A 26105-nucleotide genomic window follows, 5' to 3' on the forward strand; every position below is an offset into this window, starting at 1 on the left:
GGCCCGAGCCGGCCTCGGCCGCATGCCCGGGCCGACGATCTTCGCCGAGCGGCGGTCCCGGGCGCGGCGGGTGTTCATGATCAGCGTTCTGGGCGCGGCTGTGGCTCCCGAACCGACGATCATGGCTGCCGGCGCCCGGGGCGAGACACCGCTTATGACAAGTGGCTCCGAGTCCGACGATGACGCGCTTCACGTCGACGGGCCACGCGTTGCAGTCCGGCGTGGGCAGTTGCTGGTCCAGGCGCTCATGATCAGCACTTTGGTCCCGCTAGCCGCGCCGGACCCGGCTGGAAGTCCCGAACCGACGATCACGGCGCAGGTGGCGGGCGAGCAGGGCAGGTGCGGCTCCATGACCACGTCCACCGCTCATGATCAGCGATCTGGACCCGGGAACCGCACAGGGCACGGCTGCACGTACCCAACCGATGATCAACGCGCCGGAGGCCCCGCGAAGCGGGGTGGTGCGGAACTGGCTCGATACCCGGCCAACCTCTCATGACCGGTGGCTCGGGCTCGGGGACCGAACCGCGCGCGCGGCCCGGCCTCGTCGGTCATGATCAGCAGTTCGGGACCGGGAACCGCACCGGACCCTGCTACAGACCCCGAACCGATGATCAACGCAACGAAGCCCCACAGCAGCGTGGTCCGGGAGGGCTCCAAACCGGCGGGCCCAACACTCATGACCGATGGCTGGGGCACGAGGACCGAACCGCGCGCGCTGCCCGGCCCCGCCGCTCATGATCACCGGCTCGGGACCGGGAACCGCACCGGACCCCGCTACAGACCCCGAACCGATGATCAACGCAACGAGCCTCGTAGCGGCGTGGTGCAGGACGGCTCCGAAACCGGACCACCACTATTGACCGATGGCTCGGCCTCGGTGACCGGCCGTGGGCGCTGCCGGGCCCGCCACCGTTCATGATCAGCGCTTTGGGCCCGGGAACAGGGCTGGACCCGGCTGGACGGCCCAAGCCGGCGATCATCGCGCCAGACCAGCCGCCCGGACCGACGATCACGGCGCCGGAGCCGGGCGGGCGGGGAGAGGGCGGCTTCATGACCGGGTCTACCGCTCATGATCAGCAATCTGGTGCCGGGAACCGCGCCAGGCACGGCTGCACGTACCCAACCGATGATCATCGCCAGAAGACCCGGCAAAGCCGGCCCCACGACGGTGGCCCCATGCCCGGGCCCAAGGCTCATGATCGACAGTCTGGGCCCGGGAACCGCGCAGGTCGCCACTGCACGTACCGAACCGGTGATCACCGCGCCCAGAGACTCAGCAAAGTCGGCCGGACGCGGGCGGCACCCAGGCCCACCCCTCATGATCAACGATCCGGGCCTCGGCGCCGCACAGGGCACCGCTGCGCGTACCGAACCGATGATCATCGCGCCCCGAAAACCGGTGGAGCCGGTCTGACCAGCGCGGCTCCGCCGGATCCACCGTTCATGATCATCGGCCTGGACCCGGAGCCGCGCAGGGCACGGCTGTGCGCACCCAACTGGTGATCATCGCTGCCGGAGGCTGCGCATGCTCCGCCTGATCAGCGGCCGGACCGACAACAGGGTGGGGCGCCGCTGCGTGCACCAAACCACTGATCAAGGCCGGCCCGTCGCCACCACGATCTTCCGCCCGAACCTGGTGATCTTCACGGGGCGGGCCTGTCACCCCGGTCCCCGGGAGTCTCCGGCGAGGACATCCCTCACTTCGATCACCACTGGACACTGGACATCAGTCGGGCAAATGGTATGTCCTTTACACCGGTGTCGCGCGCAACCTGACGAACGCAGCGACCCCACACGACAGCCATCCCACCGGCACGACGACGTAGCCGGCCGCGAGATCACGGAGGATCCATGGGAGAAGCGCTGGTCGGCAGTCTCGCCCAGGTATTCCAGCTCCAGACGCTGTTGCTGATGCTGGTGGGCATCGCGCTCGGGTTCGCGGTCGGGATCCTGCCCGGCCTCGGTGGTGCGGTCACGCTCGCGCTGATGTTGCCGTTCACGGTCGGCCTCGAGCCGGTCCAGGCGTTCGCGTTCCTGCTCGGGATGCTCGCCGTGACCTCGACGGCGGGCGACATCACCTCGGTGCTGTTCGGCGTGCCGGGCGAGGCGACGTCCGCGGCGACGGTGCTCGACGGGCACCCCATGACGAAGCGTGGCCAGGCAGGCCGGGCGTTGGGGGCTGTGCTGTCGGCCTCCGCGCTGGGTGCGGCCTTCGGCGCGATCGTGCTGGTGGCGATCATCCCGATCGTGCGCCCGCTGGTGCTGTCGTTCGGGCCTGCCGAGTTCTTCGTCCTCACCGTTCTCGGGCTGACGTTCGTCGTGGCGCTGTCGGGCAAGCAGATGCTGAAGGGCCTGCTGATGGCGACGTTCGGCGTGCTGGTGGCGATGGTGGGGATCGACGCGCAGGAGGGCGTGCCGCGCTACGCGTTCGGCGAGCTCTACCTCTGGGCAGGCATCCCGCTCGTCCCGCTGGTCGTCGGGCTGTTCGGGGGCACCGAACTCCTGCAGCTGATGCTCAGCAGGCGCAGCATCTCGCGCGCCGAAGCCGAGGCTGCCACGGCCGGTGCGAGCTCGGCGTCGGGCGACCTGTCCGGGCTCGGACGGGGCGTGCGCGACTCCTTCGCCCACTGGTGGCTCGTGGTGCGCTCGAGCGCGATCGGTGTGGGGGTCGGCATGGTGCCCGGCGTCGGCGGGTCGGTGGCTCAGTTCCTCGCCTACGGCCACGCCCAGCAGACCTCCAAGCACCCCGAGGAATTCGGCAAAGGCTCGATCGAAGGCGTCATCGCCGCGGGTTCGGCCAACAACGCCAAGGACAGCGGTGCGTTGATCCCGACCGTGGCGTTCGGGATTCCCGGCGGCGCCGCCACAGCAGTGCTGCTCAGCGCGTTCCTGGTGGTCGGCCTGGACCCCGGACCCGAGATGTTGACCTCCGACCTCGACGTGACGCTGTCGATGGCGTGGGTGACCATCCTCGCCAACATCGTGGCGGTTGCCGTCGGCTTCCTGCTCGTCCGGCAGCTCACCCGGCTCACGACCATGCCCGGCACGTACATCGTCCCGGCTCTGCTGATGCTCCTGACCATCGGCGCGTTCACGGCCAGCAACAACTTCGGCGACGTGCTCGTGATGCTCGGGGCCGCGGTGATCGGCGTGCTCTGCGTCCGCTGGGATTGGCCGCGCGTCCCGTTCCTGCTGGCGGTGGTGCTCGGCTCGATCGCGGAGCGGTACCTGTTCCTGTCCTACTCCCTCTACGGGTTCGAATGGCTGACGAGGCCGCTGGTGCTGATCGTGGCGGCGATCATCGTGGTCACGCTCGCCCGCCCGCTGTGGCGACGAAGGCGCTCGGCTGCGTCGGCGCAGCTCGAAGAGACAGGAGAGCGGCGATGAACCCACTGTCGGAAGGCTCGCGGCGCACGCCGGACCTCGTGTTCACCATCGTCCTGCTGGTGGTCTTCGCCGGAGCGCTGCTGCTGGCCCGGCAGTGGGGGTTCCGCGCTTCGCTGGTCCCGACCCTGGTTGCGAGTGTCGGCGTCGGACTGAGCGCACTCCACCTGGTTCTGGTGCTCACGGGACGGACCCACGTCGCGGCGCCGGTGCCCACATCAGCCGACGACGAGGCGGACCACGACCCCGCGCATGTGTTCGCCACGGCGGGGGCTGCGAACTGGCGGAGCTCCCTGCTCTGGGTCGCGGGCTTCTTCGCGGCGGTCTATGTCGTCGGCCTGATCGTCACGACGGTGGTGTTCACCGCCGCCTACCTGCGGTTGAGCGTCCGGGCAGGCTGGCGATTCTGCGCCATCTACGCCGCGGCGATGGGGCTGCTGCTGTGGCTCGTGTTCGTCGAACTGCTCGCCATCCAGATCCCGGAAGGAGTGTTCGCATGAGGGCCGGAGTGCGTGTCGTCCTCGCAGGCGCGGCGGTCACCTGCCTGCTCGCGGCCGCCGGGTGCGGGGGCAGCGGCGCGGGAGCGCCTCCGGCGGAGTTCTTCGCCGGGGAGACCATCGAGTTCGTCGTGCCGTACGAGCCCGGCGGCGGCTACGACCTGTACGCGCGCGACATCGCGCCCTACCTCTCGCGGTGCACGGGCAGCGACGTCACCGTGATCAACGAGCCGGGTGCGGGCGGGCTGCTCGCGACGTCCCAGACCGCGGTCGCGGACCCGGACGGGCTGCGCGTCCAGATCATCAACACGGTGGGCGCGGTGAGCGCCGAGCTCGGCCAGGCCGAAGGCTTGAACTTCCACCTGTCGGAGCTCTCCTGGCTGGCCAGGGTCTCGTCCGAGGCGAACGTCGTCGTGGTCGCGGCCGACAGCAGGTTCCGCACGTTCGACGACATGCGCCGCTCGGCCGAGCCGGTCAAGTTCGTCTCGACGGGGCCGGGGTCCAACGACTACGTCAACCCGCCCCTGCTGTCCCGGATCTTCGACTTCCCGGTGGACGTCATCACCGGCTTCTCGGGCTCGGGCGAGGCGCGCACCGCCTACCTCCGCGGCGACGCCGACGCCCAGGTCCTCCCGGTCGCCAGCGTGTCGAGCGCGATCCGCGCCGGCGAGATCCGCCCCCTGCTCACGATCGGCGAGACCGACGACGAGCTGTTCACCGACACACCCAGCGCGGCCGACCTCCCGCTGCGGACCCCGGAACAGACACAGATCCTCTCCTCGTTGCTCGATCTGGCCGCGGCCAGTCGGACGGTCGCCACGACACCGGACGTGGAGCCGGCCCGGCTGCAGTTCCTGCGCGACGCGTTCGCCTGCGCGCTCACCGACCCCGAGCTCGTGGCGAAGTCCACGAAACAGCGCAGGCCGATCGAGTTCATGCCCGGGGACGCCACCGCACGCGCGGTGGACTCGTTGCTGCACTCCGACGCCGCCTTCCAGACGGCGCTGCGCGAGATCACGTAGGGGCACCTCGCCATCCGATGGTATAATGGTATGGCCAATACCGAGAGGGGAGCTCAATGCCGTGCACGCGCCTGCGGTGTTTCGTCCGAGGTCCACGGTGAACGCCGGCACCCTCATCATCGGTGCCAGCCAGGCGGGCCTCCAGCTGGCCGTCACGCTCCGCGGGCGGGGTGACACCGCGCCCATCACGCTCGTCGGCAACGAGCCGCACGCGCCCTACCAGCGGCCACCGCTCTCGAAGGAGTACCTGGCAGGCGACGCGGACCACGGCTCCGTGGCACTGCGGACACCGGCCTGGTACGCGGAGGCCGGCATCACGCTCATCAGCGGCGAGCAGGTCACCGACCTGGCCCTCTCCCCCGGTTCCCACCCCGGCGGGGCGGCGATCACCGCGGCCGGGCGCCAGCTGACCTTCGACCGGCTCGCGCTCACCGTCGGAGCCGGCCCGCGGCGCCTCGACGTGCCGGGCGCGGACCTCGACGGCATCTGCTACCTGCGCGACCTCGACGACGCGACCCGCCTGCGGTCCCAACTGGCCGACGCGTCGCGGGTGGTCGTCGTCGGCGGGGGCTTCATCGGCCTCGAAGCCGCCGCGGCGGCCCGGAGCCAGGGCAAGACCGTCACCGTGGTGGAGGCGGCCGAGCGCCTGATGTGGCGAAACGTCGCGCCGGTCGTCTCGGAGTTCTACCGGCAGGCGCACGAGCGCCGCGGCACGCACGTGCAGCTCTCAGCCAAAGTCACGGCCTTCACCGGCGAGGGGGGCCGGGTCCGCGGCGTGGTGCTCGCCGACGGCACCGAGCTGCAGGCGGACGTCGTCGTGGTCGGCATCGGGGTGGTCCCGCGCACGGAGCTTGCCGAGCGGATCGGCCTCGAGTGCGACGGGGGCATCGTCGTCGACGCCCACGCGCGCACCAGCGCGCCCTTCGTCGTCGCGGCGGGCGACTGCACCGCCCGTCCGCATCCCCTCACGGGCGAGGGCCGGGTGCGGCTGGAGTCCGTCCAGAACGCGCAGGCCCAGGCCGCTGTCGCGGCGGCCACGCTGCTGGGGAGCGTCGAGGATCCGCGGAGCGTGCCGTGGTTCTGGTCGAACCAGGGCGATCTGCGTCTGCAGATCGCGGGGCTCTCCTTCGGCTACGACACCGTCGTGGTGCGCGGCGACCCGGACAGCGAGCGCTTCTCCGTCCTCTACTACGAGGACGACCGGCTGCTGGCGGTCGACGCCGTCAACAGCCCCGTCGACTACATGGTGGTGCGCAAGGCGCTCGACCGGGGCACCAGCATCGACGCCGACAAGGCGGCCGACGTCGCCACCCCGCTGAAGAGTCTGCTCGGCTCCGGCACGGGGGCGGCCGCGTGAGCCAGCAGCTGCTGACGGTGACCCGCACCCAGGGCAACAACGAAGCCCTCAAGACCGGCGCGGTGACGCCACACGGATTCCAGTTCGCGTTCGAGGAGGTGCCCGTCCTCGTCCACGCGTTCCGGCGGATGGTCCGCGGCCTGGAGTTCGACGTGTGCGAGATGGCACTGACGACCTACCTCGTCGCCAAGGCGCACGGAGTGGCGTTCACCGCGGTGCCCGTGTTCCTGGTGCGGGGCTTCCATCACGGTGCGATCCACCGCATCACGACGTCGGACATCCGTACGCCCAAGGACCTCGAAGGACGCAAGGTCGGGGTGAGTCGGGGTTACACGGTCACGACGGGCGTGTGGGCGCGGTCGGTCCTCCAGGACGAGTACGGCGTCGACCTCCGCACGGTGACGTGGGTGCTGTCGGGCGACGAACACGTCGCGCAGTACCAGCCGCCGGGCAATGTGGTGCCGGTCGACGCGGGAACGACACTGGACGAGATGCTCGCGCGCGGCGAGCTCGCGGCGGTGATCGGCGCGGGAATCGAGGGCCCCGACGTCACTCCGTTGATCCCCGACCCGCTGGAAGCGGGCTTCCGGGCGATGCAGCAGCGCGGCCTCTACCCGATCAACCACCTCGTCGTGATCAAGGACGAGGTACTCCGGGCACGGCCGGAGGTCGCCGCGGAGGTCTTCGACGCGTTCGCCCGCGCGAAACAGCTCTACGTGGAGCGGCTGCGCAGCGGCGCGATCACGAACCCGACGGCGACCGACCGGATGTACGCGCGCGTGATGGAGTCGACGGGTGCCGACCCGCTCCCCTACGGGATCGAGCCCAACCGGAAGACGCTGGACGAGCTGCTGCGCAGTGCCGTCGACCAGAAGATCCTGGATCGCCCGCCCGCGATCGAGGAGGTCTTCGCGCAGGCCACGCTCGATCTGACCGCATGAGGAAGGCAGGGCACGTGCGCATCGCGATCACGTCCGACCACAACGGCGTCGACCTGAAGGGGCGGCTCGTCAGCTGGCTCGCCGACCGCGGGCACGACGTCGACGACAGGGCCTCACACGTCGGCGACGAAATCGTGGACTACCCGCCGCTGTGCGTGGACGTCTGCCGGCAGGTCATCGACGGGCCCGCCGACCGGGCCATCGTCCTCGGCGGCAGCGGCCAAGGCGAGGCCATCACCTGCAACAAGATCCTCGGCATCCGCGCCGGCCTCTGCCAGGACCTCTTCAGCACCCGGATCTCCCGCGGCAACAACAACTCCAACGTGCTCGTGATCGGCGCCAAGGTCGTCGTACCCGAGCTCGCCGTGCAGATCGTCGAGACGTGGCTGGAGACGCCCTTCAAAGGCGGCGTGCACCAGCGGCGGCTCGACCAGATCGCCGCCGTGGAGCAGGGCAGGACCCCGTAGCGAGGCAGGTCATCCGGCGTCGCCCGCTGCGGGCCGCGCGCCGAAGGGCCGGACGGGGTCGGTGCCGTCCCAGTCCCGGCTCGCCCGCCACATGGCCGTGAAACCGGCGTCCATCCCGGGCGTGTACTCGATCAGCTCGGTCATCCCGGGCTTGCCGGGACCGCCGTCCATGTAGGCCACGTCCCCGCCGCTCCCCACACCCGCGCGGAACGCGAGCGTGAGCCCCTTCGCCTCGAGGTCGGCGATGGCCGTGTCGATGTCGTCGGTGCACAGGCCGAAGTGGTGGAAGCCGTAACCGCGCTGCTCCAGCGTCTCCCGGTAGACCGACGGATGGTCGTCCTTCGGCTGGATGAGCTCGATGTTCATGTGGCCCGCGAAGGCCATCGCGATCGACACCTCGGCCCGGCTCGGCTCGCCGCGGTAGACCGGATCGCGACCGGTGAACGAGTCGAGCAGGAACCACGGCCCGACGTGCAGCTCCTCGGTCCAGTACGCGATCGACGCCCGGATGTCCTCCACGATGTAGGCCATCTGCATCACGCCGTCGCGTGGCTGGCCGAAACCGAGATCCGCCATGGATACCCCCTAGGTGCGGCGCAGGTAGCGCGAGATCGTCACGGCCAGCACGAGGGCCGCTCCGTAGAAGAGCTGCTGCGCGTAGTCCTGCGCGCCGAGCAGCTGCAGGCCGGCGACGCCGGTCGCGAGGAAGAGGACGGCGATGCCCGTACCCAGCGCGTTGAACCGGCCGGGCTGGATCGAGGTGGCACCGAGGAAGATCGCCGCGTAGGCCGGGAGCAGGAACGTGTCGACCGAGGTCGGGCCCGCCGACCCGGTGGTGCCGACGTAGAGCACGCCTGCGAGGGCGGCGATCACGCCGGCGAGGACGAAGGCGCCCCACCGGATGCGGTCGGCCTTGATGCCGCTGAGCACGGCGACCTCCCGGGACTGCCCGACGAACAGCGCCCGCACGCCCAGCGGCGTGTAGGTGGCGACGTACCAGATCGCGAGCATGATCAGCAGGCAGTAGAAGAACTGCACCGGCACGCCGAGCAGGCTGCGCAGGTAGGTCCACTCCGAGAGCTCCGGCGCGACGCCGACGATCGTCGTCGAGTTGGCGACCCAGAAGATCAAGCCGGTGAAGAACGTGCCCGTGCCGAGCGTCATGATGAACGGGCCGGTGTTGAACCGCACCACGAACAGCGCGTTGAGCGCACCGCACACGGCCCCGATGCCCACGGCCACGAGGCAGGCGAGCGTGATCGGTACCCCGTGGTTGACGTTGAGCACCGCGATGGCGATGGCGGCGAGCCCGCCCACACCCCCGAGCGACAGATCGATGTCGCCCACCATCGACGGCAGGAGCGCCGCCAGCGCGAGCATGAACAGGATCGACTGCGATCCCAGGATGTTCGAGACGTTCCCCATCGAGAGGAACCGGTCCGGCGACAGCACCGCGAACACCACGAACAGCACCAGCCATGCCACCGGGAGCGCCGCGCGTTCCGCCCAGCGGCCGAGCCATGTGACGCCGCCGCTCCCGTTCCCGGCAGGCCCCCGGGCATCCGGGCCGCCCTGACGCTTCACCACCTCAGTGCTGCTGCTCATCGTCACGCCCGTCCCACTGTCGAGATGGAGGACTCGCCCGTCGCGGCGGCCGCGCCGTAGACACCGGTCGTGATGGCCTCGGGCGAGATGTCGGAGAGTTCGATCGCGGTCGTCGCCACGCCCCCGCTGACGATGACGACCCGGTCGCTGACGGCGGCCAGCTCGTCGAAGTCGCTGGATACCCAGACGACGGACATGCCGCCTTCGGCAGCGCGCTGGATGATCCGGTAGATCTCGGCGCGGGCAGCGACGTCGACGCCCTGTGTCGGCTCGTGCAGCAGGAGCAGCTGTGGGCGGATCTCCAGCCACTTCGCCAGCACGACCTTCTGGGCGTTGCCCCCGCTGAGGGTGCCCACGGGCATGGTCGTGCGACGGGGCCGCAGGTCGAGCATCTCGGCCCGCTCGTCGGCGGTGGCCCGGAGCTGCCCGGGGCGCAGGCGCCCGCGCTTCCGGAACCGGGAGACGACGAGCAGCATCATGTTCTCCGCCACCGACACCTCCGGCGCGATGGCGTCGCGGCGTCGCTCGGCCGGGATCAGCGCGATGCCCGACGACACGGCCGCGCTGGGGTTCTGCCGGGTGAGCGGAGTGGTCCGGCCGTTCAGCGTGAGCTCGCCGCCGGTGGCGGGGCGGGCGCCGAACAGGAGGTACGGGACGTCCTCGGCGCCCGAGCCGATGAGACCGGCGAGGCCGACGACCTCTCCGGGCGCGACGTCCAGGTGGAGATCGCGCACCCGGCCGCCGGACAGTCCGGTGACGTGCAGGCCGGTATCGGGTGACCGGTCGAACTCCCGCCCGGTCGCCGACCGCGCCTCGCCGTGCCCGAACGTGTCCTTGGCCGAGGCCGCAGGCCCCACGATGAGCTCGACGATCTCTTCGTCGGTCACGTCGCTCATCCGGGCACTCGCTGCTACGCGGCCGTCCCGCAGGACCGTCACCCGGTCGGCGATCTCGCGGACGGCCGGCAGGTCGTGGGAGATGAAGACGACGCTCGACCCTGACGCGACCACCGATCGGATCAGGTCGAAGAGGAAGCTCACCTCCTCCTCGGGGAGGAAGACCGTCGGCTCGTCCAGGACCAGAACCGACGACGAGGCGCCCGACCGCTCGCGATGCTGCTTGAGCTCCTCGGCCGCGCGGGCGATGGCCACCAGGGCCTGGTCGACCGGCGCGAGGTGGTCGACGACCGTCCACGGGTCCACCTGCACCCCGTACGAACGGAGCATTTCGGTGGCCCTGCGGGCCTCGTGGCGCCAGCGGATCCGCCAGCGCGAGGAGGCCGTCCCGTCGACCGTGCCCCCGAGCAGGTTCTCCAGCACCGTCAGCGGCCGGGCGAGCCCGAGGTCCTGGTGCACGAAGCTCAGGCCGATCTCCCGGTACGTACCCGGCAGCATCGGCAGCGCCACGTCCACCCCGTCCACGCTCATCCGCGCGCCCGGCTCCGGTTCGTAGACACCGGCCATGACCTTCACCAGCGTCGACTTCCCGCAGCCGTTCTCCCCCAGCAGTGCGAGAACCTCGCCGTGCTCCACGGTCAGGTCCACATCGGACAGTGCGCGGGTCGCGCCGAACTGCTTCGAGACACCCCGCATCTCCAAAGCCGTGGTCCCCATCGGGAGTCAGGCCCCGGGGACGTCGAGCCAGAGGCTGCGGTAGCCGTCGACGAACGAGTCGCCGAAGCCGAAGTTCGGTGGGGTGAACTCGCCGACGTTGGCGGGGGTCCACAGGCGGTACGGGGAGTAGGCCTGGGCCGCTGGGATCGGCGGCTGCCCGGCAACCACGCGGAACAGCTGGTCGGCGCCGGTGTAGGCCATCCACGAGAAGTTCGGGCCCATGTCCGTGCCCATCGGGTTCGACGCGTCGGCCATCAGCTTCACGAACTGCTCGTCGCCGCCGAAGGCGTAGGTCTTGGCCGGGACGCGGGAGGCCTTGATCGCCGGGAGGACGAACGGCGTCTGCGCGTCGTAGACCGTGAAGATCGCCCGGATGTCGGGGTTGCGGACGAGCGCGGAGCGGACCGCACCGGACAGGTCGGTCGCGTAGGACGGGATCGGCACGTTGATCGACTCGACGCCGCACTCCTTGCAGAGGCGGGCGAACTCGTCCTTGACCGTCTGCTCCATGCCGATGGACGGCGGGTTCTCGTTCGACGTGATGACGAGTGCGTCGATGGCGTTGCCGTTGGCGTCGACGAGGGCAGCCGCCACCCCCTTCCGCATCGCGTCGTTGAACTGGCCGTTGGTCTGGCCCGCGATCAGCGGCGACGCCGCCTCCGAGACGTCGGCCAGGTGCATGTCCACGACCTTCATGCCGGCCTGCTTCGCCGCCTCCATCTGCGGGGCGAGCGCGGCGGGGTCGATGCCACAGACCAGCGCGACGCCGTCGAAGCCCTGGTTGATCGCGAGGTTCATGCCCTGCACCCAGGCGGCGGGGCCGCCGTCGTTCTGGAAGTAGGTGCTCTCGGTCATGCCGACGCTCTTGGCGATCTCCACGACGTCGCGCGCCATGCTGTCGCAGCCGGCGAGCTGGCTGCTCACGGGCATCGAGAGGATCTTCTTGCCCGCCAGCCCGGCCACCGAGAACGCGGGGCCCTGGGCCGCCCACTGCGGCTGCTCCTGACCCGCGGCGATCTCCGTCTTCAGCTGGGCGATGGTCTCGGCGGAGACCGCCGTGCCCGGCTCGGACGAGGCCGCGTCGTTCGCGGCGGGTGCGCAGGCCGCCACGACAAGCGCGATCGCGGCGGCCGGAACGGCGAGCCACCGTCGAAGCCGCGGTGATCGGATCACGGGATGAGCCATGGTGTCGTCCTCGTCGTCGGGGGCGCAGAGCACGGGTGATTCGACGCAGGTCGCGAGGCCTGACGCGGATATCGGCGGAACCCTGACTCGCGCAAGAACGAATGTCAACCGCCTGCCGTACACCTGTCCGCGTCGGCAATGCCGACCGAGACTCCTGTCTCACGCGCACGCGAGTGCGATGACCGACGTTGACACGCCACCGCGTGATGGATGACGGTCTGCAGAACGGACAAATGTCCGCTGTAGTCGTCGCAGAGGAGTCGAGAGTGACCGTTTCCTCCACCGGCCCGGCACCGACGAAGGTCCCGATGGGCTCGGGCGCCATCAACCTGTTCCGGAAGGGATCGGGCCGCACCGTCGTGGTCCTCCACGCGGCAGGCGGTGCCGGGGCCTGGAACCCGTACCTGGAGCGGCTCTCGGAGCACTTCGACGTGATCGCGCCCGACCACCCCGGCTTCGGGCTGTCCGACGAGCTGCCCGAGATCGGCTCGGTACCGCAGCTCGTGCCGCACTACCTGGACCTGCTGGAGAAGCTGGACGTCGACCGGTTCGACCTCGTGGGCGCGTCCTTCGGCGGCTGGGTGGCCGCGGAGCTCGCCGGCAGCGTGCCGGAGCGGATCGAGCACCTCGTCCTCATGGCCCCGGCCGGGCTGCACGTGCCGGACGCTCCCCCGGCCGACCTGTTCACGATGTCGCCCCCGCAGATCGTGCGGGCGCTGTTCTACGACAGCGCGATCGCCGACGCCGCACTGTCCGTGCCCCCGACGCCCGAGGCCGCCGAACAGGCCGCACGCGACGCGAAGGCATTCGAACGGTTCGCGCGCGACCCGTTCCTGCACGACCCCGAGCTGCCCGGGCGCCTGCCGCGGATCACCGCGCCGACGCTCGTGCTGGCCGCGGAGGTGGATTCGATCATCCCGCGGGCACACAGCGATGCCTACGCGGCCGCGATCGCGGGAGCCGAACTGCGCGTGGCCGCCCAGTGCGGTCACGCCCTCTACCAGGAGCGTCCCGGCTATGTCGCCGACCTGGTGATCGGCTTCCTCGGCGGCACCGCCCGCTGAGGATCGCCTTCCGACCGATCCCGACGACGACGGCCGGCCCGTGGGTCTCGGCCCGGCCGTCGTCGGCTCGGTCAGCTCGCCTTCGGCACCAGGTTCATGTACAGCCAGTCATGCGCAGGGGCGAGGCCGCCCAGATAGCGCCCGCATCCCTCGATCACGCCCGGGGCCGAGGTGATGTGCTGCGTCCCGGCGTGCATGTCGCGGAAGTAGCGCTGCATCACGCCCGCGCGCAGCGCGGTGGTGCCCCCTGCCCGGTAGACGGCGACGCTGATCGCCTCGGCCGCCCACGTCGCGTTGTACAGGGCAAGCCGCAGCAACGTTTTCTGTTCGACGCTGAGGGTGGCGCCGGAGTTGATCGTCTCGCTCGCACCGCGCCACGTCTCGTAGACGAAGGAGCGGGCTGCGTGCCAGCGGGCCTCCGCCTCGCCGTATGCGGCCTGGAAGGCCAGGCTGTCGGCCATGGTGCCGGGCCGGCCGGCCTTGGACCGGACCAGCCCCGACAGCTCGTCGAGCATCCGCCGCGAGAGACCGAGCGCCCACGCCGAGTGCCCGATCAGCGCGAAGTGCATGATCCCGAGGGTGAACAGCGGGCCACCCCGCACCGGTGTCTCGGTGGGGCCGGAGTGGGTGAAGGCAGCCGGAACGTAGACGTCCTCGATCGTGTAGTCGATGCTGCCGGTGGCCTTGAGACCCAGCACGTCCCAGTTGTCGATCAGCTCGGCCTTGTCGACCGGGAGCACGAAGATCAGCGGCTCGCCGGTCTCTTCCACGATCCCGAGCGTGTGGATCCACTGCGCGTGCTTGATGCCGGAGGCGAAGCTCCAGGACCCCGACAGGCGGTAGCCGTCGCCGTCCCGCACCGCCGTGCCCGGCCGGGTGCCCTGGCCCGCCACCACGGGGAAGCGCGGCCCCTGGAACATCTCGGCCACTGCCGCGTCGCCCAGGTAGGCACCGCCGGTACCCGTGGCGAGCGAGGCGGCCATGACGACCCAGCCGGTGGACGGGTCGGCCTCGCTGAGGGCCTGCACGACCTCCAGCGAGGAGACGGGATCGAGCTCGACGCCGCCGAGCGGTGCCGGCACCCACATGCCGAACAGGCCCTTGTCGTGCAGGGCATCGACCACCACGTCGGTGAGCTGCCCCGCGGCCTCGCCGGCGGCGCTGTTCTCACGCACCAGTGGCTGGAGCTCACGGGCGGCGGCCACCAGATCGGTGGGCCGGTCGGCGCCGTCGGCACGGCCGAGCACCGAGGGTGCTGTCGTCATTGATTGCTCCTCTTCTCGTGTGCGGGAACAGCGGGCGACGGCGCGCCGGGCGCCACTGGCCGTCCTCGGGCCGTCGGTCAGTGCACGACCCGCAGCGCGGCCACCGGGCAGACGGACGCCCCGTGTGCCGCGGCTGACGTGAGCTCCTCCGGTACGTCCTGACCGTCGAAGCGGTAGATCAGGTCGCCGGCCTCGTCGAGTTCGAAGACCTCCGAGGCCTGGCCCGCGCACAGGCCGTGGCCCTCACAGCGGTCGTGGTCGACGACGATCCGCACGTCAGGCGCCCGTCTCGACCGTCACCGGGAGGGCTCCGAAGGCGCGGATCAGGTTGTTGAGGGCGCGCTCGGGCGTGCCGACGTGGAACCGGGTGACGGACCGGGCGAGCGCGGCGAGGAGCGACTCTGTCTCCATCCGGGCGAGGCCCTGTCCGGCGCAGCCGTGTTCGCCGATCCCGAAACCCAGCTGGTGGACCGCGTCCTTGCGGGTGACGTCGAACTCGTCGGGCCGCTCGAACTTGCGCTCGTCGCGGTTGGCCGACGCGTAGATCACCAGGACACGCGACCCGGCCGGAATCGGGACGCCGCCGATCTCCGTGTCGCTCTCGGCCAGCCGGCCGAACGCGCGGATCGGCGACTCGAAGCGGACCACCTCGTTGACCGCGTTCGGGATCAGACCGGGATCGGAACGGACGAGGTCCCACTGGTCGGGGTGCTGCGCGAACAGCCACACCGCGCTGCCGACCGCGCTGATGGTGGTGTCGAGCGAGGGCGCGAGGTAGTCGAGCATCAGCATCATGCACTGCTCGGTGGTGACCTCGCCCTGGTCGCGGGCCTCGAGCACACCTGCGCCGAGGCTGCCGGGCAGGACGTTGCCCGTGCGGACGATCTCCGCGCCGTAGGCGGCCATCTCGCCGCACTTGGGCATCGCTCGCTCCGCCCGCGCGTTCATCGGCCCGAACGAGTCGAAGTTGGCCCCTGCCCACTCCAGCAGGTGCTCGCGGCCCTCCTGGGGCCAGCCGATGAAGTCGGGCACGATCGAGAGCGGCAGCGCGCGGGCAAGGTCGGACACGGCGTCGAACGACCCACGCTGCACCAGGCCGGCCACCAGTTCGTCGGCCCGCTCCGTGACGAGCTCGCGCATCGGGCGCAGGGCCCGGGGCGTCAGCCGGTGCGCCACCACCTTGCGCAGCTGGGCGTGCAGGTCCCCGTCGCTGGCGAGCGTGCAGCCCAGGATCGCCTGGTTCGCCGGCTCGTTGAGCGCGATCCCGTTGGCCGACCGGAACGTGTCGCTGTCCATGAGGACGGCCCGCGCCTCGGCGTACCGTGCCACCGCGAACGCGCCGTGCTTCTCGAGCCAGACCGCCGGACCCAGCTCCCGCAGCGCCCGGTAGTGCTCGTACGGCTCGAGGAGTACCTGGTCCTCGTAGATGTCCGCTCCGTACGTCGGGGCAGCGGTCGTCGTCATGTTGCGAGGTCCGTCCTTCCGGGGCAGCGCTGTCACCCACAGGGCTTTTCAGTGGACACTTGTCCGCCTCGCGGACACGATCCGGACGATGCCCGACGGCTCGAACCAATGTCAAGGATCGCTGACTACTCGCCGGAAACGGTCAAACCGTGACAAATCCGGATCGACGGGTGCCGGGATCCGATCGGGGTGGCCTTCAGGAGGCGGCCGACGGAACCTTCTGCGGGGCACTCGAGAGGTGCGCGTAGTCGGCGCTGATGTCCGCCGCGGCCCGCAGCAGGAGCGGCAGATGCGCATCGAGCAGGCGATCCACCGACGTCTCCGCCGCTTGAGTGTTGACGTTGATGCTGGCAACGACCGTGCCCGAGCCGTCCCGCAGCGGGGCGGCGACCGACCTGATGCCGGGGGCGAGCTGTTCGTCGGTGAGCGCCCATCCGCGGGCGCGCACCTCGCGAAGCTCCGCATCCCGCTCCGCCCGGTCTGGCTGCCAGCGCGCCACCAGCCCGGATCGCGTGGGCTCCGCAAGGACCCGATCCAGCTCGTCGACGGGCAGGGCCGCGAGCAGGACCTTGCCGAGCGAGGTCGGCAGCGCCGGGAACCTCGTGCCGATCTGCACCGACAACGCCACGATCTTCGGCACCGCCACCCGCGCCACGTACACGATGTCCGAGCCGTCGAGCTGCGCGATCGAGCACGACTCGTTCGTGCCCGCCACCAGCCGTTCCATGTGCGGCCGGGCGGTCTGCCACAAGCCGAGGGAACGGACGTACGCGACGCCGAGCTCCAGCACACGCGGAGTCAGCTCGAAGCCGGCATGCCGGATGCGGACATAACCCAGCTCTTCCAGCGTCAGCAGGATGCGCCGAGCAGTCGGCCGGGCCAGCCCCGTGGCCGTGGCGACCTCCGTGAGCGACATCGCGGGTCGCCCCGGCCGGAACGCGGCGATCACGTCGAGCCCACGGGCCAGCGCCTCGATGAAGTCCGGTCCGGTGCCGGTCCGCGCCATGGCGTGACCCCCAGCTCGACGTGGCGTCGCGCCAGGGTAACCGCCTTCGGCAGGTGGACATGCGCCGCTTCGGAGACACGAACGTCCGACTGACGGACGAGCGTCCGAGAAAATGATCTTGAAGAGCCCGGAGCCGGCACGACGGGCCCATGATCAGCCGGAAGTACTAGCCGTCGCCGTCGCGACAGGCCGTTGGGCCGATCCGAGCCGGCTCCCCCGCCACCAGACTGATCACGACGAACAGGCATCCGGCCTGTTCAGAGCGGTGAAGCGAGGTTGAAGGTACCGATGTCCTCCAGGCTGCTGCCCGGATTGCTGGCAGTGTTCGGTGGCGTACTGCTCGCCGTCGTCCTGCTCGTGCCCTTCGTCTTCCGCAGCTACCGACGGCGGGGCGAACTGGGCATCGGCGCGGCACTCCTTGCCCTGGCCTTCCTCGTCTACGGGCTCGCGCTCGTCGCCTACACGCTCTTTCCCGTCCCTCAGATCGACGACGCCTGGTGTGTCGCGCACCCGGCGTCGGCCGATCCGCAGTGGGATCCGCTGCGCTTCCTCGGCGACATCGCGAAGGAGCAGCGGGCACCGGGCGTGGGCGGGCTCGTCGCGAACCCGGCAGTGCAGCAGGTGCTGTTCAACGTGGCGCTGTTCGTTCCGCTCGGCGCCTACCTCCGCCATTACCTCCCGCATCGCCTGGTGCGCCACCGCGCTGCCGCTGTCGTGCTGACCGGGTTCGGGGTGTCGCTGCTGATCGAGTGCACCCAGCTCACCGGGAACTGGTTCCTGGTCCCGTGCCCCTACCGGCTGTTCGATGTGGACGACCTGCTCGCCAACACCCTCGGGACGGCGTCCGGCCTTCTGTTCGCCCCGCTCCTGGGCCTGCTGCACAGGCCGGACGCCATCGCGGCGGCCGATGTCGCCCGTCCGGTCACGACCCGGCGCCGCCTGCTGGGCATGCTGGTGGATGCCGTCTCGGTCTTCCTGCTGGGCGCATCCCTCGTCACCGCCCTGACCGTGGTGGCCGAGTACGGCTTCGACGTCCAGGTGGACGAGCAGCCGTGGGGCCCGATCGTGAACTCCGCCCTCAGGGCGTGGCTGCCGGCCGTGCTCCTGCTGGCCGTTCCGTCGTTCGGTGAGGGCGGCGCCACGCTGGGCCAGCGCGCGGTACGGCTGCGCCGGATCCGCGCGGACGGTAGCCGACCGGGCAGGCAGGTCGTTCCCGCGCTGCTGTGCGGCGGCTTCGGCTACTTCCTCCTGTCCGGACTCGGCGCCATCGCGCCCGCCGCGAGCACCTTGTCCGGCTTCCTGCTCGTGGCCTGCCTCCTGGTCGCCTGGCGCAGCCGCTCACATCGCGGTCTGTCCGGGCTGGCGTCCGGACTGCTCGTCGTCGACTCACGCACCCAAGCTGCGGCCGAAACCCCGGCCGTGTTCACGTCCACCGAGAAGGAGATGTTCCGATGACCATCTACAACACGATCACCGCTGCAGCCACCGCCGCCGCCGTTCAGGACCACCAGCAGATCTGGGGACCTGTGGTCGCCGCCGTGCTGGTGATCGCCATGCTCGCGTACGTCATCTTCTTCCTCGCCGCGCTCGTCAGCATCCTGGGGAGCCGCCAGAGCGGCGGGATGAAACTGGTCTGGATCATCTTCGCCTTCTGCGCGCCGTTCCTGGGCCCGGTGCTGTGGTTCCTCGTCGGGCGCAAACAGCACGCCTTCACGTAAGCGGTACGTCGACGACGGTCGTCGCGCGTAGGTCCCGGCTGGAGCGCCCGGCACGCAACCGGTAGCGGCCGGCCGGCGTGCGCCAGCCGGGCCCGTCCTCGTCCCAGACTTGGAACGCCCGCGGCGGCACGGCGACCTGCACCGATGCCCGCTCGCCGGGAGCCACCTCGGCTCCGGTGAACCCGCCCAGCCACCGCACTGGCCGCCGCGGATCGGCCGCCGGGGGCTCCAGATACACCTGGACGACCTCGCGGGACGGCCGGTCCGCGACGTTGGCGATCTCGACGGTGACGATCACACCGGCGCTGTCCGACCACGCTCCGGCCGTCATTTCGCCGTACTCCCAAGCGCCGTATCCGAGGCCGAAGCCGAACTCACGAGCCGGGCTCCGCCCCAGCCGGTCCCACGCCCGGTGCCCGACGTCCGTCCCCTCCGCGTAGCGCACGACGCCGTCGACCGGCACGGCGTCGGGCACCGGAACGTCCTCGGCGCTCGCGGGCAGGGTCCACGGGAGCCGGCCGCCGGGCTCGACGGCGCCGGCGAGCACGTCGGCCAGAGCACCGGCGCCCTCCTGTCCGGGCAGCCACCACCACAGCACGGCCGGCACCTCGTCCAGCCACGGCAAGAGCACCGGGGCTCCCGCGTTCACCACGACGACAGTGCGCGGGTTGGCGGCCGCGACCCGGCGGACGAACTCGTCCTGTGCTCCCGGGAGCGCGAGGTCGCGCCGGTCCCAACCCTCGGACTCGACCTCCGGATTGGTCCCCACCACGACGACCGCCAGGTCAGCGGCCCGCGCTGCCTGCACTGCGGCCGTCAGCTCGTCACCGGTCGGAGCCGTCGACGGAGCCCGGTGCCGCACCTCGAGCCGGGCGAACCGGCCGAAGCCCGCGGCGTCGACCACCTGCAGTGTCGCGGTCACCGGCACCGTGGCCGGGGAGGCCACGTCCACGGGGTGGCTTGTCCCGGCCGGGTGGCCCGCGGAACCGTCGAGCACGACCTCGCTGCCCGCGCGGTGATCGCTCGCGCTGACAAGGGCCTGGCCGACGGACGCGCGGTGGGCCCCGACGACGCAGAGTTCGACGACGTGGCGTCCCGGTTCCGCCAGCCGTAGATCGGCGCCGACGGTGACCTCCGCCGTGCCGGTCGGCAACGCGCGCAGCCAGCCGTCCCACGGTGCGTCGTGGTGGCGTTCCTCCAGCACCCCACCTGCGGCGTCCAGTGCCCGCACGGTGAAGCCGCCGGGCACCACGTCGTGCAGCGCGAGGGGGAGGTGGCGCCGGGTCGCTCCCCCGGGATGCGCGGTGACCTCCGCCGTGGGGAACGCCTCGCGCAGCGCTGCCGGCAGGTCGGGCTGGTGCGGCGCGACGACGTGCGCGCTACCGCCGCCCTGTACGAACGGATCGAGCGCGTTGTCGCCGATCAGGGCGATCGTGCGGAGCCCTTCGGCCACGACCGGGAGCAGCGCGTCCTCGTTGCGCAGGACGACGGTGGACCGGGCGGCCACGGACCGCAGCAGCCCGCGCACCTCGGGGGCGTCCGGCTCCGGGAGACCGCCGGGAACGCGGTAGGGCTCGATCTGACCAGGACGCCCGGAGAGCGCACCTGCCCGCTGTGCCACCGCGAGCACCCGGGCGACCTTGTCGTCCACAACGGACTCGGGCACGCGGCCGGACCGCACGGCGGCGAGCAGGGCCTCACCCCAGGGCCCGCCCGGTCCGGGCATGACGAGGTCCAGCCCGGCGAGCGCCGACTCCTCGGTCGTCTTCGTCGCCTGCCAGTCGCTCATCACCAGCCCCTCGAAGCCCCACTCCTGCTTGAGGATCGAGGTGAGCAGGCCGTGATGTTCCGTTGCGGGACCCGACTCGGTGCCGTCGTCGAGACCGTTGTAGGCGGCCATCACGGTCCAGACCCCCGCGTCGAGCACCACCCGCTCGAAGGGGGCGAGGTAGACCTCCCGCATCGTGCGCCGGTCGATCCGCGCGATGTAGGAGGTGCGGTCGGTCTCCGACTCGTTGCCGAGGTAGTGCTTCACGCAGGCGCCGACGCCTGCGGCCTGGACGGCCCGCACGAAGGCGACGGCCATGAGACCGGTGAGCAGCGGGTCCTCGGAGAAACACTCGAAATGGCGGCCTCCCACCGGTGTGCGCTGGAGGTTCACCACCGGGGCGAGCACGACATCCACCTGCTTGCGCCGCGCCTCACTCGCCATCAGCACTCCTAGCGCCCCGAGCACCTCCTCGTCCCACGTGGCGGCCATGGCGCTGGGGGCGGGCATCTGCGCCGACGGCAGCGAGTCGCCGGTTCCTCGCACCCCGATGGGGCCGTCGGAGACCGCCAGGCTGCGCAGTCCGATCGACGGCAGCTCGTGCAGGGTCCACGCGGTGGCGCCGGTCAGCAGCCGCACACGGTCCTCGATCGCGAGCGCGGCCACAAGACGCCGCATCTCGTCGACGAGCTTCCGTTGTGGTGGGACGGTGGAATCGGCCGCCATGTAGTGCTCCGTCCTGCTCGGCATCGAGACCGTCAGGAAGGGTACCTACACGTACTACGCTCTCCGACGGTTCAGTTGTCGCGCCGTGTTGCGCCGGGCGGTATCCCCGAAGGACACCAATGACGGGGGTCCGGGCTTTTCGGATCCAACGTACGCAACGGATCTTCGTCGCGAACGAAATCAAATCAAGCGGGAGAAGCAAGGTGTTATCCTTGACGAGTTGTCACACCTTGCCTACGCTCCCCCTTCGCCAACACTCGTGCAGTCGTTTCGAAAATCCGACGAAAACCGAATTCATGTTAACGGGCACGTTAACTGTTGGTGCCACACACCGGCCCGGACAACCGTCGACCATCCCATCCAGCCGACCTCACCGAATCCGTCCGAAAGGCAAGTCGAGTGCACACAAGCCTGCGCATCAAACTGGGATTGGTCACGTTGAGTGCCGTTGCGCTGACGTCCTGTGGCCTGATCCAGACCACGCCGGCGGCGCCGGCATTGGCACCGGCTCCGCCCGTGGCGCAGGCTCCCGCACCGATCCAGTCCGGCCAGGGCTCGGACACGTCCGGGGGCACTTCCCAGGGTTCGACATCGCTCGGACAGCGCAGCTCAGAGGGGGGCTACTGGCCCACGACGCTCCAGGTGGGCCAGAACGGCAGCCTGGGCAACGTGGTGGTCGACGGCCAGGGTTTCACGCTCTACCGATTCGACAAGGACACCGCCAACCCGTCCAGGTCGAATTGCTCGGGTCAGTGCGCTGTTACCTGGCCCCCGGTACTGACGAAGAACACGATCAGCTTCCGGAATCTGAACGCCAATGCACTCGGCGCCATTCAGCGCCCGGATGGCACACAGCAGGTGACCCTCGGCGGATGGCCGCTCTACCGCTACAGCCAGGACCAGGTTCCCGGCCAGGCGACAGGACAGGGAGTGGGCGGCACCTGGTTCGCTGCCGCCCCCAACGGCTCGAAGGCCGGTAGCTGAAACAGTAGGCATCGGGAAAAAACATGGCCCCTCACATCACGGTGACCGTGCATTCCGCCGATCCATTGGCACAAGCCGGCGCAGTCAGCCATCTCCGGCATCAGCCCGCTTTGGAAGTGGTCGATCCGTCGACCCCGCCCAACGGCGACTCAGTGGCCCTCGTGCTGACCCACCGGGTCGACGAACCCGCCGTCGTCGAACTGCGCCGACTGACCCGGGAATCAGGCCGACGCGTGGTGCTGGTCACCGATCAATTGCGGGAACCAGAGCTGATGGCCGTGTTGGAGTGCGGGGTGCGCACCATCGTGTGGCGCGCCGAGGCCACCCAGAGCCGGCTGATCGGAGCGGTCCGCTCGGCCGCGCGTGGCGACTCCAAGCTGCCTCCCGATCTGCTCGGACAGCTGATCGCCCATGTCGGACGATCGCAGCGGACCGCGCCCCACTCGCCGTCGACGGCACCGCCGGTGGGTCTGGCACCACGAGAGGTCGACGTGCTCAGGCTCGTCGCCGATGGCCTGGACACCCACCAGATCGCGGAGAAGCTCGCCTACTCGGAGCGCACCATCAAGAACGTTCTCTACGGCGTGATGTCCCGTCTGCAGTTGCGCAACCGGGCACACGCCGTGGCCTATGCCCTCCGCGAGGGCTACATCTGATGCACCACGCCACCGAGACGTCACGACTACGAGCACCTGACACGCTTCAGGAGACCGGGCAGTGATCCACGAGATCGACGGCGCGCTCCGGTCCCTGATCGGAACGCGTGCCCTGCCGGGCGTGATCACCGACATCGAGTTCGCAGCGCCGACCAGGAACTGGGCGGCCCGGCGGAACTCACCGACCGTGAACGTCTACCTCTACGACATTCGCGAGGAGGTCGGCCGACGCGAGCGGGGCCCGGTCCCGGTCCGCAACGAGGAGGGCCGGGTCGTGGGCAGGCGGCAGCCGCCACGCTGGTTCCGGCTCTCCTACCTCGTCACGGCGTGGACGACGCGGCCGGAGGACGAGCATCGCCTGCTGTCGGCACTGCTCATCCTGCTGCTGCAACACGAGATCCTCCCGCCCGAGGACCTGACCGGAGCGCTGAGGGAGCTCAACCTGTCGATTCCGATGACGGTCGCGGTGCCGCCCCCCGAGTCGCGCTCGCTCGCCGACCTGTGGTCCGCCCTCGGGGGCGAGCTGAAACCCTCGCTCGACGTCGTCGTGGTCGCACCGTTCACCGCCTCTCCCGAGTACCGGGTCGGACCGCCGATTGTCGAAGAGACCATCGAGGTGCGCGAACCCACCGGCGCGATCGTCGATTCGGCTACCCGCAGCTATCGAGATCACACGCCATGACCACCGCCGACCCGGCCGTCCCGCTGTTGCATCGAGTGGACCTGCTGCACGCCCGGGCCACGGGTCTCGTCCGGCAGCGCAGCGCGGGCGAGGCCGCCACCAACGACCCGCTACGCGGGCTGTACCTCTCCCCGGAGGTTGCGCTGCAGTGGGCGCACCGGCCCCCACCCGGCAGCGAGGTCGCGGACGGCGACCACGACGACGGGTACGACGCCGCCATGGAACCGACTGACGCGCCTGAAGACCGGTTGAGTGCGCTGATCTCGCGGTTCGCCCTGTCCGTGCTGGACCTGCACATCCTTCTGACCGCGATCGCCCCGGACGTCGACCGTCGGTTCGAGCCCCTCTACGCCTTCCTCAACGACGACGTCTCGCGGCGCCGGGCAACCGTCTCCGTTGCTCTGGAGCTCGTCGGGCTGGGCCCGCACCACAGGTTCGCGCGCGCCCGCGTCCACCCTGCCGCGCCGCTCGTGCGGGGCGGCCTGCTGACCGTGGAAGACGACCGGGAGCGGCCACTGCCCGGCCGGGCGCTTCGCGTTCCCGAGCGGGTCGTCGCTCACCTGCTCGGCGACGACGTGCTGGACGAAGGGCTGCTCAGCACCGTGACCCAACCACCGCCGCCCGCGGCGGGGCTCGAACCGGCGCCGGACTCGTTCGAAGTCCGGCTGGGCCGGCTGCTCACCGCGGCCCCGGTCGTCGTGCACCTCCGCGAACGCCGGCCGGCCACCGGCGCGGCCGTGGCGGTCGACGCGCTGCAGCATTTCGGACACACCGTCCTGCGCTGCGACCTGCCGCCCGCCACGGACGCCACACAGGCCTCCGACGTGATCCCGGTTCTGGTGCGGGAAGCCCGGTTGCGGGGTGCGGCGCTCGTCATCAGCCCACTGCCGGAACACCCGAACCGCGTACTGCGCGCGCTGGAGGACATCGGGGTTCCGGTGGTTCTGGTCGACGCCAGGCCGTTCGATCCACAATGGGCGACGGCCGCTGTCGCGCTGTCGCTCGATGTCCCGCACGGTGACCTGGCATCGGTGCAGCACTGGGCCGACGAGTTGGGCGAGGACGCCGACGTGCCCGATCTCGCCGCCACCGTCGCGCCGTTCCGCCTCGGCCGCGACCATGTGCGCCGGGCCGTCCGGTCCGCTCGTGCACTGGCGGCACTCGACACCGCGCCGGTGAGCACCGTCCACATCCAGCACGGCGCGCGCCAGCAGTCGGCGCCGTTGCTCAGCCAGCATGCCCGTCAGGTGAATCCCGAGGTCGGCTGGACGGACCTGGTGCTCCCCGAGGAGCCGCTGCAGCAGTTGCACGAACTGCTGCTGCGGGCCAGACAGCGCGACCGGGTGCTACGCGACTGGCGACTGCGTCCCGGCGGCGGGCGCGGGCGAGGCGTGGCGGCCCTCTTCGCCGGCGACTCGGGCACCGGAAAGACGCTGTCGGCCGAGGTGGTGGCCGGTGAGCTGGGCGTCGTGCTCTACATGGTGGATCTGTCCTCTGTGGTCGACAAGTACATCGGCGAGACCGAGAAGAACCTCGAACGCATCTTCGCCGAGGCCGACCGCACCGACTCGGTGCTGCTGTTCGACGAGGCCGACGCCATCTTCGGCAAACGCTCGGAGGTGAAGGACTCCCACGACCGCTACGCCAACCTGGAGAGCGCCTTCCTCCTCCAGCGGCTGGAGTCGTTCGACGGCGTCGCCGTGCTCACCACGAACCTCCGGGCCAACATCGACGAAGCATTCACGCGCCGACTCGACCTCGTCGTGGACTTCCCGTTCCCGGATGCGGCGTTGCGTACGGAACTGTGGCGTCAGTGCCTGGCGCACGCACCGTGCATGCCGGATCTGGACCTGGAGGCACTCGGGGCACGGTATGAGCTGTCCGGCGGTGGAATCCGCAGCGCTGCAGTCACGGCTGCCTACATCGCCGCAGGTCGCGGGGAGCCCATCTCCGACGCCGACGCGCTGCTCGGGGCCCAACGCGAGTACCAGAAGATGGGCCGGGTCGTCTGGTGAGCCAGTGCCGGGCGAGGCGCTCCCCGCCCGGCATCGCCGTCATCCGTGCCGGTGACGATTGGACATGATCGACCGTGCGGTCGCTTCGGCCTCTCGCTCGAACCGGTCGTCGGGGTGGCTCACCCGCAGTCCGTCGCCGTTGTCGGTGCCGGCCACCGGACCCTGTCGTTGCTGGACGACATGGGCCAACTCGTGGGCAAGGGTGTGGTCGTCGAGTTTTCCGGCCGACACGATCTTGTTGCCCGAGGTGTAGGCGATCGAACTCATCTCCCGCGCCGATTTCTGCGCGGCTCGGTCGCTGAGCAGCCGGACATCTCCGAAGCTCGTCCCGAATGCGGACTCCATGTTGGCCCGCACCCCCGGATCGAGTGGACGGCCCGGCGAGGCCAGCACGTCGCGCACCGACGACCGCTGCACCGGCTGCTGCTCCGCCGAGTGCTCAGCCGCGGACCCCGCCACGCCGGCCTCGTCGTCGCGCGCCCCGCCGGCAGCGAGCCACTGTGTGACCGCCGCGTTGCCCGCCAGCCGCTGCAGCGCGAGCATCCGGGAGGAGACGAGGTTTCCACCCGGCTCCGCCCTCGGGGAACGCGCCGTGGACCTGACGCGGGCGGCGTCACGGGATTCGCGCTCCGCCGCACCGTTCGCTTCCGCACGCATGTGGACTCTCCCTACTCGGTCCGGAC

Annotated in this window: 23 protein-coding genes; 13 read left to right on the plus strand and 10 right to left on the minus strand. The window is 70.5% G+C overall.

Translation table 11 applies throughout. The annotated features are described in order from the left end of the window. The first annotated feature begins 1854 nt into the window (after positions 1-1854). The 6 genes from ABD743_RS00760 to ABD743_RS00785 all read left to right on the plus strand — a co-directional run bounded on the left by ABD743_RS00760 (position 1855) and on the right by ABD743_RS00785 (position 7671). Positions 1855-3390 carry a tripartite tricarboxylate transporter permease gene (locus ABD743_RS00760; RefSeq protein ID WP_344717685.1) on the plus strand — a complete coding sequence of 512 codons (1536 nt, stop codon included), beginning with the start codon at positions 1855-1857 and terminating at the stop codon, positions 3388-3390. Further along, positions 3387-3887: a tripartite tricarboxylate transporter TctB family protein gene (locus tag ABD743_RS00765; protein WP_344717687.1), complete on the plus strand. Its 501-nt coding sequence runs from the start codon at positions 3387-3389 to the stop codon at positions 3885-3887. Before ABD743_RS00760 ends, ABD743_RS00765 begins: the two co-directional genes overlap by 4 nt. After that, positions 3884-4906: a Bug family tripartite tricarboxylate transporter substrate binding protein gene (locus ABD743_RS00770; RefSeq protein WP_344717689.1), complete on the plus strand. Its 1023-nt coding sequence runs from the start codon at positions 3884-3886 to the stop codon at positions 4904-4906. Before ABD743_RS00765 ends, ABD743_RS00770 begins: the two co-directional genes overlap by 4 nt. Before the next feature lie 97 nt (positions 4907-5003). Then, positions 5004-6263 carry an NAD(P)/FAD-dependent oxidoreductase gene (locus ABD743_RS00775; RefSeq protein WP_344717691.1) on the plus strand — a complete coding sequence of 420 codons (1260 nt, stop codon included), beginning with the start codon at positions 5004-5006 and terminating at the stop codon, positions 6261-6263. Continuing rightward, a complete protein-coding gene (locus ABD743_RS00780; RefSeq protein WP_344717693.1) occupies positions 6260-7204 on the plus strand; it encodes a substrate-binding domain-containing protein in 945 nt (314 codons plus the stop codon). Before ABD743_RS00775 ends, ABD743_RS00780 begins: the two co-directional genes overlap by 4 nt. A gap of 14 nt (positions 7205-7218) precedes the next feature. Continuing rightward, the gene (locus ABD743_RS00785; protein WP_344717695.1) at positions 7219-7671 is read left to right on the plus strand and encodes an RpiB/LacA/LacB family sugar-phosphate isomerase; all 453 of its coding nucleotides are present in this window, start codon (positions 7219-7221) and stop codon (positions 7669-7671) included. Positions 7672-7680: 9 nt separating this feature from the next. On the opposite strand, the gene ABD743_RS00790 is transcribed toward ABD743_RS00785, so the two are convergent. The 4 genes from ABD743_RS00790 to ABD743_RS00805 are packed head-to-tail and all read right to left on the minus strand — an operon-like array spanning position 7681 to position 12074. Next, positions 7681-8247, minus strand: coding sequence for a VOC family protein (locus ABD743_RS00790; protein WP_344717697.1), 567 nt, complete (start codon positions 8245-8247; stop codon positions 7681-7683). A 9-nt stretch (positions 8248-8256) separates the two neighbouring features. Next, positions 8257-9276, minus strand: a complete 1020-nt coding sequence (locus ABD743_RS00795) for an ABC transporter permease (RefSeq protein ID WP_344717699.1) — start codon at positions 9274-9276, stop codon at positions 8257-8259. Positions 9277-9278: 2 nt separating this feature from the next. Further along, complete coding sequence (locus ABD743_RS00800; RefSeq protein ID WP_344717701.1) at positions 9279-10889, minus strand: sugar ABC transporter ATP-binding protein; 1611 nt, start codon at positions 10887-10889, stop codon at positions 9279-9281. 6 nt (positions 10890-10895) lie between these two features. Continuing rightward, complete coding sequence (locus ABD743_RS00805) at positions 10896-12074, minus strand: sugar ABC transporter substrate-binding protein (protein ID WP_344717703.1); 1179 nt, start codon at positions 12072-12074, stop codon at positions 10896-10898. 266 nt (positions 12075-12340) lie between these two features. Here ABD743_RS00805 and ABD743_RS00810 point away from each other — a divergent pair, with 266 nt between their 5' ends. Further along, a complete protein-coding gene (locus ABD743_RS00810; protein WP_344717705.1) occupies positions 12341-13138 on the plus strand; it encodes an alpha/beta fold hydrolase in 798 nt (265 codons plus the stop codon). A 71-nt stretch (positions 13139-13209) separates the two neighbouring features. On the opposite strand, the gene ABD743_RS00815 is transcribed toward ABD743_RS00810, so the two are convergent. From ABD743_RS00815 to ABD743_RS00830, 4 genes are all read right to left on the minus strand, one after another. Further along, positions 13210-14403, minus strand: a complete 1194-nt coding sequence (locus tag ABD743_RS00815) for an acyl-CoA dehydrogenase family protein (protein ID WP_344717707.1) — start codon at positions 14401-14403, stop codon at positions 13210-13212. 77 nt (positions 14404-14480) lie between these two features. Further along, positions 14481-14678 carry a ferredoxin gene (locus tag ABD743_RS00820; RefSeq protein ID WP_344717709.1) on the minus strand — a complete coding sequence of 66 codons (198 nt, stop codon included), beginning with the start codon at positions 14676-14678 and terminating at the stop codon, positions 14481-14483. Between the two features lies 1 nt (position 14679). Next, complete coding sequence (locus ABD743_RS00825; protein WP_344717711.1) at positions 14680-15867, minus strand: cytochrome P450; 1188 nt, start codon at positions 15865-15867, stop codon at positions 14680-14682. 196 nt (positions 15868-16063) lie between these two features. Then, the gene (locus ABD743_RS00830) at positions 16064-16873 is read right to left on the minus strand and encodes an IclR family transcriptional regulator domain-containing protein (protein WP_344717713.1); all 810 of its coding nucleotides are present in this window, start codon (positions 16871-16873) and stop codon (positions 16064-16066) included. A gap of 288 nt (positions 16874-17161) precedes the next feature. Here ABD743_RS00830 and ABD743_RS00835 point away from each other — a divergent pair, with 288 nt between their 5' ends. Both ABD743_RS00835 and ABD743_RS00840 read left to right on the plus strand, forming a co-directional pair. Continuing rightward, a complete protein-coding gene (locus tag ABD743_RS00835; RefSeq protein ID WP_344717715.1) occupies positions 17162-18328 on the plus strand; it encodes a VanZ family protein in 1167 nt (388 codons plus the stop codon). Beyond that, positions 18325-18591 (plus strand): PLD nuclease N-terminal domain-containing protein, encoded by a 267-nt coding sequence (locus tag ABD743_RS00840; protein ID WP_344717717.1) that lies wholly within the window; start codon positions 18325-18327, stop codon positions 18589-18591. The genes ABD743_RS00835 and ABD743_RS00840 overlap by 4 nt, the downstream gene beginning before the upstream one ends. Here the strand turns inward: ABD743_RS00840 and ABD743_RS00845 are convergent. Then, entirely contained in the window at positions 18584-21085 is a 2502-nt protein-coding gene (locus ABD743_RS00845; protein ID WP_344717719.1) for a beta-glucosidase family protein, read from the minus strand. The genes ABD743_RS00840 and ABD743_RS00845 overlap by 8 nt on opposite strands. A gap of 438 nt (positions 21086-21523) precedes the next feature. Between ABD743_RS00845 and ABD743_RS00850 the strand changes: the two genes are divergently transcribed. From ABD743_RS00850 to ABD743_RS00865, 4 genes are all read left to right on the plus strand, one after another. Beyond that, positions 21524-22069: a hypothetical protein gene (locus ABD743_RS00850; protein WP_344717722.1), complete on the plus strand. Its 546-nt coding sequence runs from the start codon at positions 21524-21526 to the stop codon at positions 22067-22069. 116 nt (positions 22070-22185) lie between these two features. After that, positions 22186-22725 carry a helix-turn-helix transcriptional regulator gene (locus tag ABD743_RS00855; RefSeq protein ID WP_344717725.1) on the plus strand — a complete coding sequence of 180 codons (540 nt, stop codon included), beginning with the start codon at positions 22186-22188 and terminating at the stop codon, positions 22723-22725. A 61-nt stretch (positions 22726-22786) separates the two neighbouring features. Then, on the plus strand, positions 22787-23407 hold the full coding sequence (locus ABD743_RS00860) for a Pvc16 family protein (protein ID WP_344717727.1): 621 nt from the start codon (positions 22787-22789) through the stop codon (positions 23405-23407). Further along, positions 23404-25422, plus strand: coding sequence for an AAA family ATPase (locus tag ABD743_RS00865; RefSeq protein WP_344717729.1), 2019 nt, complete (start codon positions 23404-23406; stop codon positions 25420-25422). The genes ABD743_RS00860 and ABD743_RS00865 overlap by 4 nt, the downstream gene beginning before the upstream one ends. 39 nt (positions 25423-25461) lie before the next feature. On the opposite strand, the gene ABD743_RS00870 is transcribed toward ABD743_RS00865, so the two are convergent. Beyond that, a complete protein-coding gene (locus tag ABD743_RS00870) occupies positions 25462-26079 on the minus strand; it encodes an eCIS core domain-containing protein (RefSeq protein ID WP_344717731.1) in 618 nt (205 codons plus the stop codon). Positions 26080-26105: the final 26 nt, after the last annotated feature.

The organism is Pseudonocardia yunnanensis (assembly GCF_039534065.1).
GTDB lineage: Bacteria > Actinomycetota > Actinomycetes > Mycobacteriales > Pseudonocardiaceae > Pseudonocardia > Pseudonocardia yunnanensis.